The following is a 15,581-nucleotide window of genomic DNA, read 5'->3' as shown; positions in this document are numbered from 1 at the left end:
ATCGGGTGATTATTGCGGCGGGTTTAGGCAGTCCATTCCTGGCTCAATATTTACAGACTCCTCTAGATATTCGCCCAGTTTTGGGCCAGGCGATCGCCTATGAGGGGGAAATTTTAGGCGATCCGGACTTTCAACCTGCTATTACCTCTGGTGATGTACATGTCGTGCCGTCAGGAGTCGGTGGCTATTGGGTGGGCGCTACGGTAGAATTTCCCGATGAACAGGGTGAGGTGATGGCAGATGAGCAGTTGCTCAATGAAGTGAAGGAAGCGGCGATCGCCTTTTGTCCGGGTCTGCAACATTTAAATATGACTGAGCAATGGTCAGGTTTACGCCCCCGTCCCCACAATCAACCGGCTCCCGTTATTAGTCAACTTCCCGGTCACGAACAGGTATGGCTTGCCACCGGCCATTACCGTAATGGGGTATTACTCGCTCCAGCAACTGCCCAGATTCTTATTCCATGGCTGCAATCTTAAGGAGTAAAGCTATAATCAACCTCATCGTGCTTGCAGGTCGCTACACCTCAATTACCTTTTTCGTCTTGACCCCTAAAAAAATCAGTCTGCCATCGACTAAAGTAATCATAAAAGAGAGAAAACATAATTCCTAATTATATCTAGAGGTGTCTTGTCCGTTCTTTTGGGAATTTTGTCGAGTTTGGCCCGATTGGTTCCGAGGAAAAAGGGGTAAAAAGTAACCCATGCGAATTTCATATCAATACCGCAAACAAGCAGCTCCTAGGGAGTTATGTTCAGAAGCAGTGCGCCCCAGACCCGTCAAACGGACTCACCAATTCTTAGCTCTTTTAACACGTTACTTTTACCATCTTGACCCTCCTCCCCAAATCTAGCCAAAATTAATCAAATTCCAGAAAGACAGAAGACTTATGATGTATGCCAAAGCAAGTGAAATTGGCTCGGATAACCCTGTACAACTGAGACGAAAAAAGCGCGATTTACTGACGGAAAATTTGCATCAAGATCGCAGTGCGGTGAAGGGCTTCGATGAGATTGTCTCCCAGTTTTGGCAACTCTGGCAGGAAATGCACGACCCATTGTATCGCTGCTGTCTGAAGTTGATGAATTATAATTCTACGGATGCGGAAGATGCTTTGAGCCAGGCGATGCTGAAGGCTAGGGAAAAGGTGCTGAAGTATGTGGGGAAAATCCACAATTTGAAAGCTTGGCTGATGCAGGTAACTCGCAATTTATGTATCGATATTATTCGCAAACGCTCTGGGGAAGCGGCGGGTGTAGATAGTCTTGAATGGGTGGGAGAAACGGAGAATGGGGGCCCGACAAGTGCGGTGGATACCCCGGAAAAGGTTTTGGAGAACGAAGAGAAGGCGATGGTGATTCGGGAGGCGATCGCTTCTTTACCGAAAAGGTTGCGCCATACGTTTATCTTGCATTTTTATCAACAGCTCTCCCATACAGAAATTGCTGAAGTCCAAGGTATCACCTACGAGAATGTTTGCAAGCGGATATCTTTGGCACGGAAAATCCTCCAAGAGAAGTTGAGTAGCTACTTTCTGGGGACGGATGGGGAGGTAAGTCAGAAGAAAAGTAGGGCGATTAAAACCACTGCTACACAGACATAATCTACCTGCGTGGGTTTCAAAACTACTGATTTGGCTTTAGTGCGATCGCACCTTGATTCCCCTCTTGCCGGCTTTTCTCGGAAGTTCCCTGCGGTTGTTGGCAAAACCTAAAAGTGTTGTCTCAAAAAATGGCTAATTATTTAGAACTTATTAATATCAAACCGCTATTGGCGGCTACATCTGGGCGACCTGAAATCGTAGTAGGAATCATTGATGGCCCTGTAGAAGAATCTCATCAAGATTTGCAAGCGGCTTCCCTACGCACGCTCCCTGCCGCATCAGAGGTGATTGGCCAAACTAAAGAGAGTATCGGCTGCGTGCATGGAACTTTTGTCGCAGGAATTATCTGTGCCCAACGAGGTTCCCAAGCTCCAGGGCTGTGCCCGGATTGTACGGTATTGGTGAAGCCTATCTTATGCGATACGGCGGATTTTGAGCAATGCCTCAAAGTTACTCCCGAGACTCTTGCCTGTGCCCTGAGGGAAATGATCGACGCTGGAGCTAAGATTATCAATCTTAGTTTGGGCCTACCCACCACGTCGCTCCAAGAGCAACCTTTTCTCCAGGAGGCTTTCGATTATGCCCTTCAAAAAGGAGTCTTAATCGTTGGAGCGGCTGGCAATCAAGGTCGAATTGGGCAAATGGCTCTGTTTGACCATCCTTGGACGATTCCAGTCGCTGCCTGCAATATGCAAGGAGACTGGCATTTTAAATCGAATAGCGGCATATCGGTAGGGAAATCGGGACTGAGGGCACCAGGGGTGAATACGATTAGTACCTCTTCGAGTGGCGGATATATGCCAATGACTGGCACTAGCGCAGCCGCACCTTTTGTCAGTGGAACGGCTGCCTTGCTATGGTCCCTTTTTCCCCAGGCTACAGCAGAGGAAATCCGTCGAGCTATCCTCCGTCCGGATATCCGCCGAACCAGTATGATCCCGCCTTTATTGAATGCTGAGGCTAGCTGGAAAGTGCTATCAAGCAGGGCAAATAACTAAAAAGCTTTACAGTCCCTAGAGGTAGACGGTTCTCGGTTGTCAGAAAACCCTTGTCCTGAGTCAATTCTAGAATTCTTGTCAGAAACCGATCAATAGAATCGTCTTGAACATGTACGACCAGATTATGTCATCAGACATTCAACTTTGTCATTCAACAAGGCTAGAAAAAAAATAATTTGGAAAAGGTCTTGCAATTTTCAGGGGTTTGTGTTGAGATAGATAAATGACATCACTTGACCGCAAATTTACAGCTAGCAACTGAGATTCAAATGGCTGGTAACACTGGCTGAAAATCAAACCCTAGTGTGATTTTTTAAGCGTTCGAGTGACAAGGTTGAGGAGACACTGTTAAAACTAAAATCCGATCGCGCTTCAATTCGCTTTCGGTTCCATCGCTGGTTCTCTGGCGATCGCCTCCCAGGCAAAATGATATGGAAATAATGATTAGGTAGGTCGAGTTTGAAATCGGGTTATTTAACGATTGTTGGGACGGGAATCCAATTTGTCGGTCAAGTAACCTTGGCGGCAAAGGCTTGGATCGAACAGGCTGATAAAGTCTTGTATGCTGTAGCCGATCCGGCAACGGCTGAATGGCTGCGATCGCTCAACGAAACCGCCGAAAGTCTTCCGTACAATACCAACAATCAATGGCGCAAACAAACCTATGGTGAAATGGTGGAGGTGATGCTCAATGCTGTTCGCCAAGGATTGGATGTGTGTGCAGTTTTCTACGGTCATCCTGGAGTTTTTGCTAATCCAACTCGTGAGGCGATTCGGCAGGCACGAGAGGAGGGATTCCGGGCACAAATGCTACCGGGAATATCGGCATCCGATTGTCTATTTGCCGATGTGGGAGTCGATCCGGGACAGTATGGATGTCAGAGTTTTGAAGCGACGGATTTTCTGCTTCGCGATCGCCAATTTGACCGCAGGAGCGCGTTAATCTTGTGGCAGATTGGGTTGATTGGGAATTTTAGCTTTTTTGAAGCCGAACGGGGTTCCCAGGGTCTAAAAGTTTTGACGGAGGTGTTAGAAAAGCATTACGATCGCGACCATGAAGTCATTGTCTATGAAGCCGCTGTTTATTATCCGGTTTGTCAGCCGATTATTGAGCCGATGCCCTTATCTAAGTTACCAGAAGCCCTGGTGAGTGAGGTGTCCACCCTTTATGTTCCTCCGCAAGGACAAATTCCTTTCAATCGGGAAATGATGGCACGTTTGGGGATGGTGAATTAAGATGAAAAGCCAGCAGATTGGACTCTTGTGGAGTGGGTTTGGGCAGAAGCCTTTGAGTGACAAGGTTGGGGACATAGGGCTAGAGGGCGATCGCCTCCCAAGTAAAATTATACGGAAAAATAACTAAGTAGGTTGAGTGTGAAATCGGGGTGTTTAACGATTGTCGGGACGGGAATCCAATTTGTCGGTCAAGTAACCTTGGCGGCAAAAGCTTGGATCGAACAGGCTGATAAAGTGTTATATGCTGTAGCCGATCCGGCAACAGCACAATGGCTAGTCTCCGTCAACTCTACAGCAGAAGCATTACCTTACAATCGAAACAATCGGCAGCGTAAAGAGACTTATGTCCAGATGGTAGAGTGCATTTTGGCAGAAGTGCATCGCGGTCTAAATGTTTGTGTGGTTTTCTACGGTCATCCCGGTGTCTTTGCCGATTCAGCTCATCAGGCTCTCAGACGAGCCAGACAAGAAGGATTTAGAGCACAGATGCTGCCGGGTATTTCAGCAGAAGATTGCTTGTTTGCTGATTTAAGTCTAGATCCGGGCAAGCGCGGCTGTCAGAGTTTTGAGGCAACAGATTTCCTGATTAGGCGGCGCAAGTTTGACCCAACTAGCGCTCTGATTTTGTGGCAGATTGCTTTGGTAGGAAATCGTGGTTTTTATGAGCAAGGAGGGCATGTACGCGGGTTACACGTATTGACAGAAGTTTTGCAAAATTATTACGCTTCCGATAGCGAGGCAATAGTCTATGAAGCAGCAGTTTATCACCCAGTTTGCGAGCCATCGATCCAGAGAATACCTTTGGAGAAGTTACCGGAAGCGAAGGTGACGGAAAGCTCCACTCTATACATGCCGCCCAACCCACCATTGGCCATAGATATGGAGATGGTAGAGCGTTTGGGAATGGATCTTTAGGGACAAAATAGACCTAGAAAGAAATGATGGGAAACAATGGACAAACTTTAGAGGAGTTAGATAGGGATATCACTAACGATCCCCAAAATGCTAAAGCATGGGCGGGGCGAGGCGAAACCTATCGGCTCATGAAGCGCTATCAGGAAGCTCTGGAAGATTTTAACCGAGCAATAGAGTTAAAGCCAGACTATGCTTGGGCGTTGGCTCACCGGGGAGAAACTTCTTTTTTGATGGACGCTTTTGAGGGAGCTATAGAGGATTTTAATCGAGCAATAGAGCTACAGCCCAACTACATTTGGGCGCTAGCCCATCGTGGCGTAACTTATGAGCGCATCGAACATTATGAGGAAGCTTTGGTAGACCTCGATCGCGCGATCGAATTGCAACCCGATTATGCTTGGGCGATCGCCTATAGATGCCGAACTTACGAAATGCTGAGGCGCTACGAGGAAGCTCTGGTGGAATTCGACCGGGCCATTGCTCTAGACAAGAGCATTATTAAAGAAAATTGGCTCGCCGAAAGAGGGTTGTTTCTCAGTTTTGTTGGACGATATGCTGAAGCAATGGAACACTACCAGCAAGCTTTAGAAAAAGACCCAGAAGATGGTTTAATTCTTTATTGGATTGCAACTCTCAAAGCTCGCTGGAAGGGATTAGACGAGGCTTTGCCAGAAATAGAGCGAGCCAAGTCAGTTTTGCAAGCTAAATTGGCTGCTAGTGGTTCGGAAGCTAGTGCTATTATTTACGAGCTTGGGGGTTTGGCAGCTACTCAGGGAAGAAAGGACGAAGCCCTTGCTTACCTGGAAGAATCCATAGTCGGAGATTATTTTTCCAGGCGCAGAGCTTGTCACGATTTTGCCTGGCTTGATTTACATCAAGAACCTCGTTTTCAAAAGGTTACAAATATTTGTTCTAATGGCCAAGAGTCATTCTATAATGTTGAGCAAGTAGGACAAAGACAAGCATCACACTAGGGAGGTTATAAATGTCACGAACAGCATTAGCTTTGGCGATGGAAGGTGAGAGGCGTCGTCTGCTCAAAGAATATGACAGCGCCATAAACTTTTTTACACAAGCAATTGATGAAGATTCTGGGTATGCTTGGGCTTGGGCTCACCGAGGAGCAGCAAAGGTAGAGCAATTCGGCATCGAATTTCCTGGCGGCAAAGATGATTTAGACAGGGCAATCTCACTCAGAAAAGATAGTTATCCTTGGGCATTCGCGAAGCTAGGTCAGTATTGGTTCCAGGCGAACAACTACGAACAAGCGATCGCCACATACAATAAAGCCCTTGAAAATAACCCCGATTACGCTTGGGCTCTCGCTCATCGTGGTTGGGCTTACTATTATCTTAATGATTACGATAGTGCAGAACGGGATTTTTCAGAAGCTATTAACCGAGCGAGCAATTATGCGTTTGCTTTTGCCATGCGTGCGGCAACTCATGGGCGAATGATATCAAAGAAGCTCGCAGAAATTCAAGATATGACAAATGCTCGCGAGAAAATAGAAGCCTATGAGTTCGTAGTAGAAAAATATCAGAAAGTAACGACTGATATGCTCATTGCCGTTCGGCTAGATAACACCATCTACGATCCAATCAGTCAGCAGGTTTCTGCTCAGGCTGCTAGCATACAACATGACCAGGGCATAGCTGTAACCAGCCATAAATTCTCTATAAAGTTATTAGAGGAAATACAAATGATGGAGGATCGAAGGAATCAAAAGACTTCATAAGAAGGTAGAAAAGAGAGATTCTAATACGAATGCTCGAAGACACTAACCTATAATAAAATCTTTGAGCATCAATGTTAATGCTATCTTGGCATCAAGGAAAATAAACATTTAAACAGTTCAAAAGGAGGCATAAAGTTGAACAATTTAGTCAATTTCTTGGCAGACTTAGCTGTAGCTCCCGAAAAACAATTAGCTTTTGCTGGCACTCCAAAGCAATTACTGGAGGCATCAGGATTAGCAGAATTGGATAAACAGCTCATCAAGAGGGGACAGAAGGACGACATTGCTATAGCCTTAGGTCGGGATCTATCCGTGTTGGCTATAACCGCCGCAGACCCAGTTGAAGATCCATTTCCAGATCCCGATCCATCAGAGCCATCAGAGCCATCAGATTCGGATTCGATCCAAAACTATCGGGGCTAAATTCAGAATTGTAAAGTCAAGGTTGCAACTCTAAAAACCTAATGGCGCTCATGCGTTTGTAGCTTCATTTGCTTCTCCTAGATCTTGGTAGCAATACGATCTCTTTTTAAGGCGATATCGATGGTTTTACCGTTAGCATCCCAATTATTTGTATCGTATTGAATTCTACCACAAGTCTAGGAGATTTCTTGATTTTTAAGGATGCTTTTCGCTAGCAATATAGGAATCATTCTACTTACGATAGACAGATTTGAATATAATATAGAAAAAAATTATGATATTTGTCTGGTCCAACTATCAAGTAGGAGTAAAATTATATGAAAGTAGCAACTCAATCGTTTATTCAGCTATTGATAAAAAAAATCAGCAACCTGTTATAATCAAAATTTTAAAGCACGCTTATCCCCCACCAGAAACAATTGCAGGGTTTAAGCGGGAGTATGAAATTATCAAAAATCTGAACGGGGAAGGATTAGAGGGAATCGTAAGAGTTTATAACTTAGAAAGTCACGACCGATTGATGATCGTCTTGGAAGACTTCGGAGGTCAATCTTTGGTTCAACTGAAGTTAGCTGGTCATATCGAGGTAAGCAACTTTCTTACTATGGCTACTCTAGTTACTGACATCATAGGGCAAATTCACCAAAGATATATTATTCACAAAGATATTAATCCCTCAAATATCGTCCTCAATCCCACTACAGGTGAAATTAAGGTAATCGATTTTGGCATTTCTACAGTGCTGTCGCGAGAAACGACAACTTTCTGCAACCCCAATACATTGGAAGGAACTTTAGCCTATATTTCTCCCGAACAAACTGGGAGGATGAACCGAGAGATCGACTATCGAACGGATTTTTACTCTTTGGGAGTGACCTTCTACGAGTTACTGACCGGGCAATTGCCTTTTCCCATCGACGATCCTTTAGAAATCGTACATTCGCATATCGCTAAACAACCAGTATCCCCCCACCAAATAAAATCGGAAATTCCCCAAACCGTTTCGGATATCGTGCTGAAACTAATGGCAAAAAATGCCGAAGACCGCTACAATTCAGCCTCCGGTCTCAAGGCAGATTTAGAGGAATGTCAAAGACAGTGGGAAGAAAAAGGCAAGATCGACACTTTTCCCCTGGGTCGCAACGATGTTTCCGAGAGATTTCAAATTCCCCAAAAACTTTACGGAAGGGACAGAGAAATTAACAGTTTGTTAAACGCATTCAATCGCGTTGGTCGGAGTACTAGGGAAATGATGCTGGTTTCCGGCTATTCTGGTATTGGTAAATCTGCCTTAGTTCGAGAAGTCTATAAGCCCATTACCGAAACTAATGGATACTTTATCGCGGGAAAATTCGACCAGTTTCAACGCAATATTCCGTATGCTTCTATTATTCAAGCATTCCGATCTCTAATTCGACAACTGCTCACCGAAAGCGAGGCAAAATTGGCTCAGTGGAAGCAGAAGCTTATAGATGCTTTAGGAATCAATGCTGGGGTAATAATCGAAGTTATTCCCGAAGTCGAAGCAATATTGGGCATGCAACCACCTGTAATAGGACTTCCGCCAGCCGAAGCCCAAAACCGCTTTAACCTCGTCTTCCAAAACTTCATTACAGTTTTTACCCAACCTGAACATCCCCTAGTCATTTTCTTAGATGATTTGCAATGGGCGGATAGAGCATCCCTGCAACTGCTAGAACGGCTGATAACTGCCCCAGATAGCCTGTATCTCTTCTTCATAGGAGCGTATCGAGATAACGAAGTAAGCGAAACGCACCCGTTAAGTCAGACTATAGAAGAGATTGGAAAGGCAGGAGCGACAGTAAGCAATATTTATCTACAACCTTTGGAGTTGCAAGAAGTAACTCAGTTAATCGGAGATACCCTCAATTTAGCAGCAGAGCGAGTAAAATTCCTAGCAGAGTTGGTACGAGAAAAAACCAGAGGAAATCCCTTTTTTGTCACTGAGTTTTTAAAGAATTTGTATGGGGAATCCTTGCTGAGTTTCAATCGCGATCGCTGCGAGTGGCAATGGGATTTAGAGCAAATTCAAGGTCGGCAGATAACAGATAACGTCGTCAAATTAATGGCTCTTAAGGTACAAAAGTTGCCGCTAGAAACCCTCACCGTTTTGAAGTTAGCAGCTTGCACAGGCAATCAGTTCGATTTAGAAACCCTAGCGATCGTTTTTGAAAGATCGCCCAGAGAAACAGCAATCGTTTTGAGAACTGCTCTCAGAGAGGGTTTTATTGTCCCCATCGGCGATGCTTACAAGCTGATGGAAATTGAGGTTGAGGGTCTCTTCAATCAGCTAGTCGCAGAATATAAGTTCGTTCACGATCGCATTCAGCAAGCCGTTTACTCCTTAATTCCAGAAGCCGATCGACAAGCCGTGCATCTGCGCTTGGGACAGTTACTCTTGGCAAGTATGAGCGATGGGGAGCGCGATCGGAAAATATTCGATATTGTCAACCAACTTAACAAGGGTCGCATATTAATCGGCGAACGATCGAGTCTAGATCAATTAGCAACCCTAAATCTACTGGCAGGGAAAAAAGCAAAAGCCTCAGCAGCTTATCAACCTGCGTTTAACTATCTAAAAATCGGTCTTACAGCGCTAGAACATGATAGCTGGCAAAATAATTACGATTTGACGTTAGAGCTATATATAGAAGCTGCTGAAGCAGCTTACCTATCTGGCAACTTTGATGATATGGAGTCGTTAGCTGAAATAGTCAAACAAGAGGCAAAGACGCTTCTAGATAAAGCTAGAGTATATAAAGTTAAAATAGAATCATACTACGCTCGCAATCAACCGCAAGAAGCTCTTAATACCGCTTTATACCTGTTAGACTTATTAGAGATTTACTTTCCGGAAAAACCAAGTCAATCGGATGTTACGCAAGCCTTTCAGGAAACACAATCGGCATTGGCAAAGCACAATTACTCGAATTTGCTGGAAATGCCGATCATGACCGATAAATTACGCTTGACAGCTATGAAAGTACTAAACTCATCATTTGCTGCTAGTTATATTATAGATCCAAATCTCTGTTCGTTAATTATTTTACAAACAATCAGGCTATCTCTAAAATATGGTAATTCTACTGAGACCGGTTTTGGCTATGCTTGTTATGCTCAAAGGCTCTGTAATTTTTGGGAAGATATAGATCGGGGCTATGAATATGCTCAATTAGCCTTAGATTTTCTGTCGCATTTTGATGCCAAAAAAATAGCAGCAAGAGTACTGCTGATGGTTTACGATCATGTCATACTTTTGAAAGAGCATATCAAATCAACCTTATCTCCGCTGGTTTTGGGCTATCAAATGGGAGTAGAAACAGGAGATTTTCCATTTGCAGCAATGTCGGGTTATTGTTCTTGCCTCCATGCCTACATAATTGGTGTGGAGTTAAGTTCTCTGGAACAAGAGTTCGCCCAATATGCTCATGCTATTGATAAGATTAAACAAGGAATAGTTTTAAATTGGCAAAAAATATACTGGCAAAGCATTCTAAATTTGATGGGTAAAAGCGAAGGAAAAACCCTTTTAAAGGGCGAGGTTTATGATGAACAAAGAATGATGCCTGTTCATATAGAAGCAAAGGATAGTGGTTCATTTCTTCATATTTATTTTAATAAACTCATGCTTAACTTTCTATTTCAACAAGAAAAAGAATCTTTAGAATATGCTGTCAAGTTAGAAGAATACATGGATGTTCCAGCAGGAATATTGACAGGAATACAACAAATGTATGACTCCTTGGCTCGGCTAGCAGTGTATCCTAGGTTCAACGAAGACGATCGCCAACAAATACTCGCAACAGTTGCAGCAAATCAAACCAAAATGGAAAACTGGGCGCACCACGCCCCGATGAATTTCCAGCACAAATACTATCTCGTGGAAGCCGAACGCGCTCGAGTACTTGACAACAACGGAGATGCCCGAGAATACTACGATCGCGCCATAGCCCTAGCCAAAGAAAACGAATACCTGAACGAAGAAGCCCTCGCCAACGAACTCGCAGGCAGATACTATCTGAGTAGAAACCAAAATCCTATTGCCCAACTCTACCTCAAAGAAGCCCATTACGCCTACCAGCGCTGGGGTGCAGTAGCCAAAGTACGAGATATAGAAACCCGCTACCCAGAATTTTTTCTTTCTACCAAATCCTCAACCTTAACCATCTCCAATACTTCGGGCAGAGATACTAGTTCCGGTAGCACGGAGTTACTGGACATAGCTACAGTAATCAAATCTACCAATGCTCTTTCCAGTGAAATTGCTTTAGAAAAGTTACTCGCAACTTTAATGAATATTCTCATTGAAAATGCTGGGGCAGGACGAGGGATTCTCATTTTACCTAGTAACGAAGATTTATTAATCGAAGCAATCAAAGAAACTGATTCTGAGCAAGTTCTGGTTTTGCAGTCCATTCCCATAGAGGCGTTTCCAAAGCTATCCTCAAAAATAGTGCGTTATGTCGCCCGCACTGGCGAAACAGTGGTTTTAAACAATGCGATGAATAAAGGAGACTTTACGAACGATCCCTATATTCAACAGTATCAATGCCAATCTATTCTTTGTGCTCCCCTGATCAACCAAAGTAACATTAGCGGAATTCTCTACCTGGAAAATAGTCTGGCGACTAATACTTTTACAAAGGATCGACTGGAACTGTTAAAAATCCTCTCCTCCCAAGCTGCGATTTCCATTGAAAATGCTCGCCTCTACGCTCAATTAGAAGACTACAGCGAAAGTCTCGAACAAAAAGTAGAAGAACGAACTCAAGAACTGTCTCAAACTGTAGAAGTTCTGAAATTAACTCAGGCGGAACTAAAAATCGAAAACGAGTTACTCAGAAGTGGAGAAGAACCCTCAACCTTTGACTATCAAGTCGGTGGAAGCCTGCCAATGGATGCGCCGACTTACGTCGTCCGTTCTGCCGACAGACAACTCTACAAAGCCTTAATCAAAGGAGAATTCTGCACGATTCTCAATTCTCGGCAAATGGGAAAATCTAGCTTGCGCGTGCAGATGGTGAAACAGTTGAAAAAGGCAGGCATTAACTGCGTAGCGATCGATCTGACTGGAATTAGCGATCGCCAAGTCCGTCCGGAACAGTGGTATGCGGGTTTAGCCTATTTATTGGTCAAAGCGTTTCGTCTCTCAGATACTGTTAATCTTCGCAGTTGGTGGCGCGATCGCGATCTCTTATCCTCGAGCCAACGTTTTTCAGAATTCATCGAAACCGTCTTACTCCCCAACATTCCGGGAAAAATTGCCATCTTCATCGACGAAATAGACACCGTCCTCAACCTAGATTTCGATACCGATCCCTTATTCAAAATCCTCCGTTACTGCTATAATCAAAGAGCCGAAATTCCCGATTATAACCGCCTCACTTTCATCTTACTCGGTGCCGCCTCTCCTTATCAACTCATTCAATCCAAAAGCAGCACCCCATTTAACATCGGTCAAAAAATTGAACTCGCCTATTTTAGAAAGCACGAAGTCCAACCCTTACTCTATGGGTTAAGCGAACGGGTGACCAACCCCCAAACCCTACTGACAGAAATCTTAGCTTGGACGGGAGGTCAACCCTTTCTCACCCAAAAACTCTGTCAGCTAATCCGCAACGATTCCTCCACTGTTCCAAGCAACCGCGAAGGAGAATGGGTAGAAGAATTAGTGCGATCGCACATTCTCACCGACTGGGAAACTCAAGACGAACCCCAACATTTAAGAACCATTCGCGATTACCTCCTCCAAGATAAACAAAAAGCGGTTAGACTGCTCGAAATTTATGGGAAAATCTTAGAGAAAACAGAGGTTATCACTATTGATAAGGTCGAACAAGCAGACTTGCTCATGTCTGGGTTAGTCATCAACCAAGGGGGTGTTCTCCAAGTTGGCAACCGCATTTATGAATCAATTTTTGATCGAGCTTGGATAGAAAAAACCTTGCATCGACTCAAACCTTAAGTCTCGAAAATAGTCAGTATATAACTGACAACTAGAACACACAACAGAACCTTGCAAATTCACCAATCCCAAACAGTGCAACCTAAACGCTAATTGCTGCTCTAACTCTATAGGTTGGTTTGCCTTCAATACCTCTTTATAAGCCACGGCTAAATCGGGATCTACTTTCAGGCTAGCCAGATGTTGGTGCAGGTGATTGTGATAGATACCAGTATCAGTTGCTGCCGTTTGCATCAATTCTTCCCAAGTGACAGTCTGTTGAGCAAGATGATAAAATCCCAGTCGCACTAGATAGGGATGACCTGCAACTAATTCCATGAATTGCTCTATCTGTTCCACTGAGAGGTCGAGTTGGTGGCGCTCCGCTAATTCTTCAACCTGAAACGACGTAAACAACGGCAACTTATGCACAAAACCAACATTGAACGGCGAGTGATTCGTCTTCAAAGCGAGGTACTCTTCGGTAGAGTAAACCAGGATTAAACGTAAGTTTTTCCAGAGTTCACTTTCGCCATCTCCAAAACTCGCTTTTTCGTGCCAATAACGCAGCATGGCAAAAAATTCAGCGGCAATTATTGGATATAAAAATAGCTCCTCAACCCGATCTAAAGCAATGACTAAAGGCGAATTGTGGTGAGCTTGTAAATAATCTTCAAGATAGATGGTACAATTACTTTTACTCCCCAAAAAATCGTCCCAGTAATCGTCGAGTTTGGATTCCCACTTCAGTGGGCGCGAGAGCATCAGGCAAAACGAGCGTAAGAAAGAATCTAGATCTGTTAAACACGCCCGATCGACTTGCTGCAAGTTTAGAGAGACAGTGCGGTAGCCTAACTGCCGAGCATGAGCTAATACCCTCACCATCAGGGAGGTTTTTCCCATGCGTTTAGGTGATTTGAGTCGGATCAGGCTTCCCGGTGTCGAAATTGCCGTGCAGGTCAATTCTTCAATCGGGGTACGCTGGATGTAAAACCGAGACTCTAGGGGAACGGGACCATCGGGGGATTCTAGGGGGTATTCCCGCATTAGAGGGGTTGCTTGTGCGATTAGTTCTCGTTCGAGGACGCTCAGGGAGCGCGGTTCCAGAATGGCACGGAAGGTCTTTTTAGTCAGAGTCTCGTTAAACAGGTCTGAAAGCAGCGACCACAACTTGGATGCGATATTCTTGAGGTGATCCTGTGTAAATCCAGATTGTTTGGCTATTTGAGCAAAGGAATATCCCTCCCAGGATTGATAAAGCACTATTTTTTGTACTGGTCTTAATTGTTTGTGGTATTTAGCGCCTATTAATACCCATAGCTCATCAATAGTCATAAAAGGCGAGAGTTATCTGTTTTTTAGGAGTTTGCGACTATCTTATACCAATTTTGCAGACAAGATGCAAGACCTGGTGGCTGGAAGTTTTCAAGGATTCAGTGATTTAGAACGAAAGTAGGGATTCGAGACTATTGGATTGTGAATGTGCAAGAGGGGAAAATGTTTGGCTTTACGATCGCCCCCGATCGCAGTTCTCGCCCCCCTTTAAACATCGTAAACATTACTTATATTATCATTGAAAATACTTAGGCAAGTTTTAGAGCGATCCCGCCAACAAAACCAGTCAGTAACTCCTGCTTGGTTAATGGAACCATTCCCAACTTAAAATTACTGTCCTAAGTCAGTGGTTTCCGGTGCAGTTGTCTCTGGGTTCATCACTTGCGCTAACAGTGCTTCATCAACTTGTGCTTTCAATTCTGCATTCGTCGGTAAATTACGGGTAATATCATTAAAGCGTGTAGGAGTAAAGCCATATTTGGCATTAATCTCTTTAGCTCGAGTACAGAAATTAACCACCACTTCCGTCACCTCAGAAGATAAACCGGCAAGACTCTGGGGATCGGTGCAAATAATAATCGGCGCTACACCACTATCAACTAAAGTTTGTACTTGGCCGAGAGCAACTTGGCGAATGGGTTCAAGTTCTAGGATAACTCTGGCATAATTTTGCACTTCTTCTGGGGTGAGAGTTACGGGATTAACCGGAGAAGGAGAGGAGCCAATCTCCTCTGGAGAAGAACCACAAGCAGTGATGGAGATCGCTAAAGCGGCGATCGCTCCCCAATTCCAGATTTTTTGTCTTAAGTTCACCATAGGACTGTATTTCAATGAGAGGAACCTAGCTACTATAACCGTTGAGGGGATAGGGAGATAAAGGAATCTTACAAGGGTAAGATTCATAATTTAGGCTTGACGATCCTCAGCCTCAATTCCCCATTCCCCATTCCCTAATACCTAGCGCTCTATGCCAACACATCCACCAAAATTTGGCGCACCCGCTCCAACTCTTCTGGAATAATTTGATGAGCCATGTCGAACTCTTCATAGGTTACTGCAATTCCTTGTTTTTGTAACGTATCTCTGGCCTGTTTTCCTTTCTCCAGGGGAACCATCGGATCGAAACGACCATGAAAGAGAAACACTGGAAGCTCATAGGAATATTCTACTTCTGAATGCAAATAACCACTCAAGCCAATTAACCCTGCTAACGGCAGGGTTAATCCCACGTGGAGCGTCATTGCTCCCCCTTGAGAAAATCCAGCTAAAACGGTTTTTTCTAAAGGGACTCAACAAACTGGAGTCCCTTTAGAAAAATCCAGCTAAAACGGTTTTTTCTAAAGGGACTCCAGTTTGTTGAGATAACCC

11 protein-coding genes and 1 pseudogene are annotated in these 15,581 nt (G+C 44.2%); 9 read left to right on the top strand and 3 right to left on the bottom strand.

Going from position 1 to position 15,581, the window contains the following annotated elements; genetic code table 11:
* The 9 genes from AC3A14_RS15495 to AC3A14_RS15455 all read left to right on the top strand — a co-directional run.
* Positions 1–479, top strand: a 479-nt coding sequence (locus AC3A14_RS15495; protein WP_487779053.1) for an NAD(P)/FAD-dependent oxidoreductase, incomplete at its 5' end; no start/stop codon positions are given.
* A gap of 410 nt (positions 480–889) precedes the next feature.
* Positions 890–1,603, top strand: a complete 714-nt coding sequence (locus tag AC3A14_RS15490) for an RNA polymerase sigma factor (RefSeq protein ID WP_318699563.1) — start codon at positions 890–892, stop codon at positions 1,601–1,603.
* 128 nt (positions 1,604–1,731) lie between these two features.
* Complete coding sequence (locus AC3A14_RS15485; RefSeq protein WP_318699564.1) at positions 1,732–2,601, top strand: S8 family peptidase; 870 nt, start codon at positions 1,732–1,734, stop codon at positions 2,599–2,601.
* Positions 2,602–3,060: 459 nt separating this feature from the next.
* A complete protein-coding gene (locus tag AC3A14_RS15480; RefSeq protein WP_318699565.1) occupies positions 3,061–3,837 on the top strand; it encodes an SAM-dependent methyltransferase in 777 nt (258 codons plus the stop codon).
* Between the two features lie 138 nt (positions 3,838–3,975).
* Positions 3,976–4,752, top strand: a complete 777-nt coding sequence (locus AC3A14_RS15475; RefSeq protein ID WP_318699567.1) for an SAM-dependent methyltransferase — start codon at positions 3,976–3,978, stop codon at positions 4,750–4,752.
* A gap of 23 nt (positions 4,753–4,775) precedes the next feature.
* The gene (locus tag AC3A14_RS15470) at positions 4,776–5,726 is read left to right on the top strand and encodes a tetratricopeptide repeat protein (protein WP_318719887.1); all 951 of its coding nucleotides are present in this window, start codon (positions 4,776–4,778) and stop codon (positions 5,724–5,726) included.
* 11 nt (positions 5,727–5,737) lie between these two features.
* On the top strand, positions 5,738–6,490 hold the full coding sequence (locus AC3A14_RS15465; protein ID WP_318719889.1) for a tetratricopeptide repeat protein: 753 nt from the start codon (positions 5,738–5,740) through the stop codon (positions 6,488–6,490).
* Between the two features lie 135 nt (positions 6,491–6,625).
* Positions 6,626–6,913 carry a hypothetical protein gene (locus AC3A14_RS15460; protein ID WP_318719890.1) on the top strand — a complete coding sequence of 96 codons (288 nt, stop codon included), beginning with the start codon at positions 6,626–6,628 and terminating at the stop codon, positions 6,911–6,913.
* A gap of 274 nt (positions 6,914–7,187) precedes the next feature.
* Positions 7,188–12,899, top strand: coding sequence for an AAA family ATPase (locus tag AC3A14_RS15455; RefSeq protein ID WP_318732370.1), 5,712 nt, complete (start codon positions 7,188–7,190; stop codon positions 12,897–12,899).
* On the opposite strand, the gene AC3A14_RS15450 is transcribed toward AC3A14_RS15455, so the two are convergent.
* The 3 genes and pseudogenes from AC3A14_RS15450 to AC3A14_RS15440 form a co-directional block, all read right to left on the bottom strand.
* Complete coding sequence (locus tag AC3A14_RS15450) at positions 12,846–14,213, bottom strand: AAA-like domain-containing protein (RefSeq protein WP_318700116.1); 1,368 nt, start codon at positions 14,211–14,213, stop codon at positions 12,846–12,848. The genes AC3A14_RS15455 and AC3A14_RS15450 overlap by 54 nt on opposite strands.
* Positions 14,214–14,543: 330 nt before the next feature.
* Positions 14,544–15,029, bottom strand: coding sequence for a DUF4168 domain-containing protein (locus AC3A14_RS15445; RefSeq protein ID WP_318700115.1), 486 nt, complete (start codon positions 15,027–15,029; stop codon positions 14,544–14,546).
* A 149-nt stretch (positions 15,030–15,178) separates the two neighbouring features.
* Positions 15,179–15,487: pseudogene (locus AC3A14_RS15440) on the bottom strand (alpha/beta hydrolase); the annotation flags it as partial.
* Positions 15,488–15,581 lie beyond the last annotated feature (94 nt).

This window comes from Roseofilum sp., assembly GCF_982964205.1.
The sequence above is the reverse complement of the archived record's forward strand: the minus strand, read 5'-3'. Positions and strand labels throughout refer to the sequence as shown.

What these genes read in the sequence shown, in the direction of transcription:
- AC3A14_RS15490 (WP_318699563.1), top strand. Translation starts at nt 890, where the DNA reads ATGATGTATGCCAAAGCAAGTGAAATTGGCTCGGATAACCCTGTACAA.
- AC3A14_RS15485 (WP_318699564.1), top strand. Translation starts at nt 1,732, where the DNA reads ATGGCTAATTATTTAGAACTTATTAATATCAAACCGCTATTGGCGGCT.
- AC3A14_RS15470 (WP_318719887.1), top strand. Translation starts at nt 4,776, where the DNA reads ATGATGGGAAACAATGGACAAACTTTAGAGGAGTTAGATAGGGATATC.
- AC3A14_RS15465 (WP_318719889.1), top strand. Translation starts at nt 5,738, where the DNA reads ATGTCACGAACAGCATTAGCTTTGGCGATGGAAGGTGAGAGGCGTCGT.
- AC3A14_RS15455 (WP_318732370.1), top strand. Translation starts at nt 7,188, where the DNA reads ATGATATTTGTCTGGTCCAACTATCAAGTAGGAGTAAAATTATATGAA.
- AC3A14_RS15450 (WP_318700116.1), bottom strand. Translation starts at nt 14,213, where the DNA reads ATGACTATTGATGAGCTATGGGTATTAATAGGCGCTAAATACCACAAA.
- AC3A14_RS15445 (WP_318700115.1), bottom strand. Translation starts at nt 15,029, where the DNA reads ATGGTGAACTTAAGACAAAAAATCTGGAATTGGGGAGCGATCGCCGCT.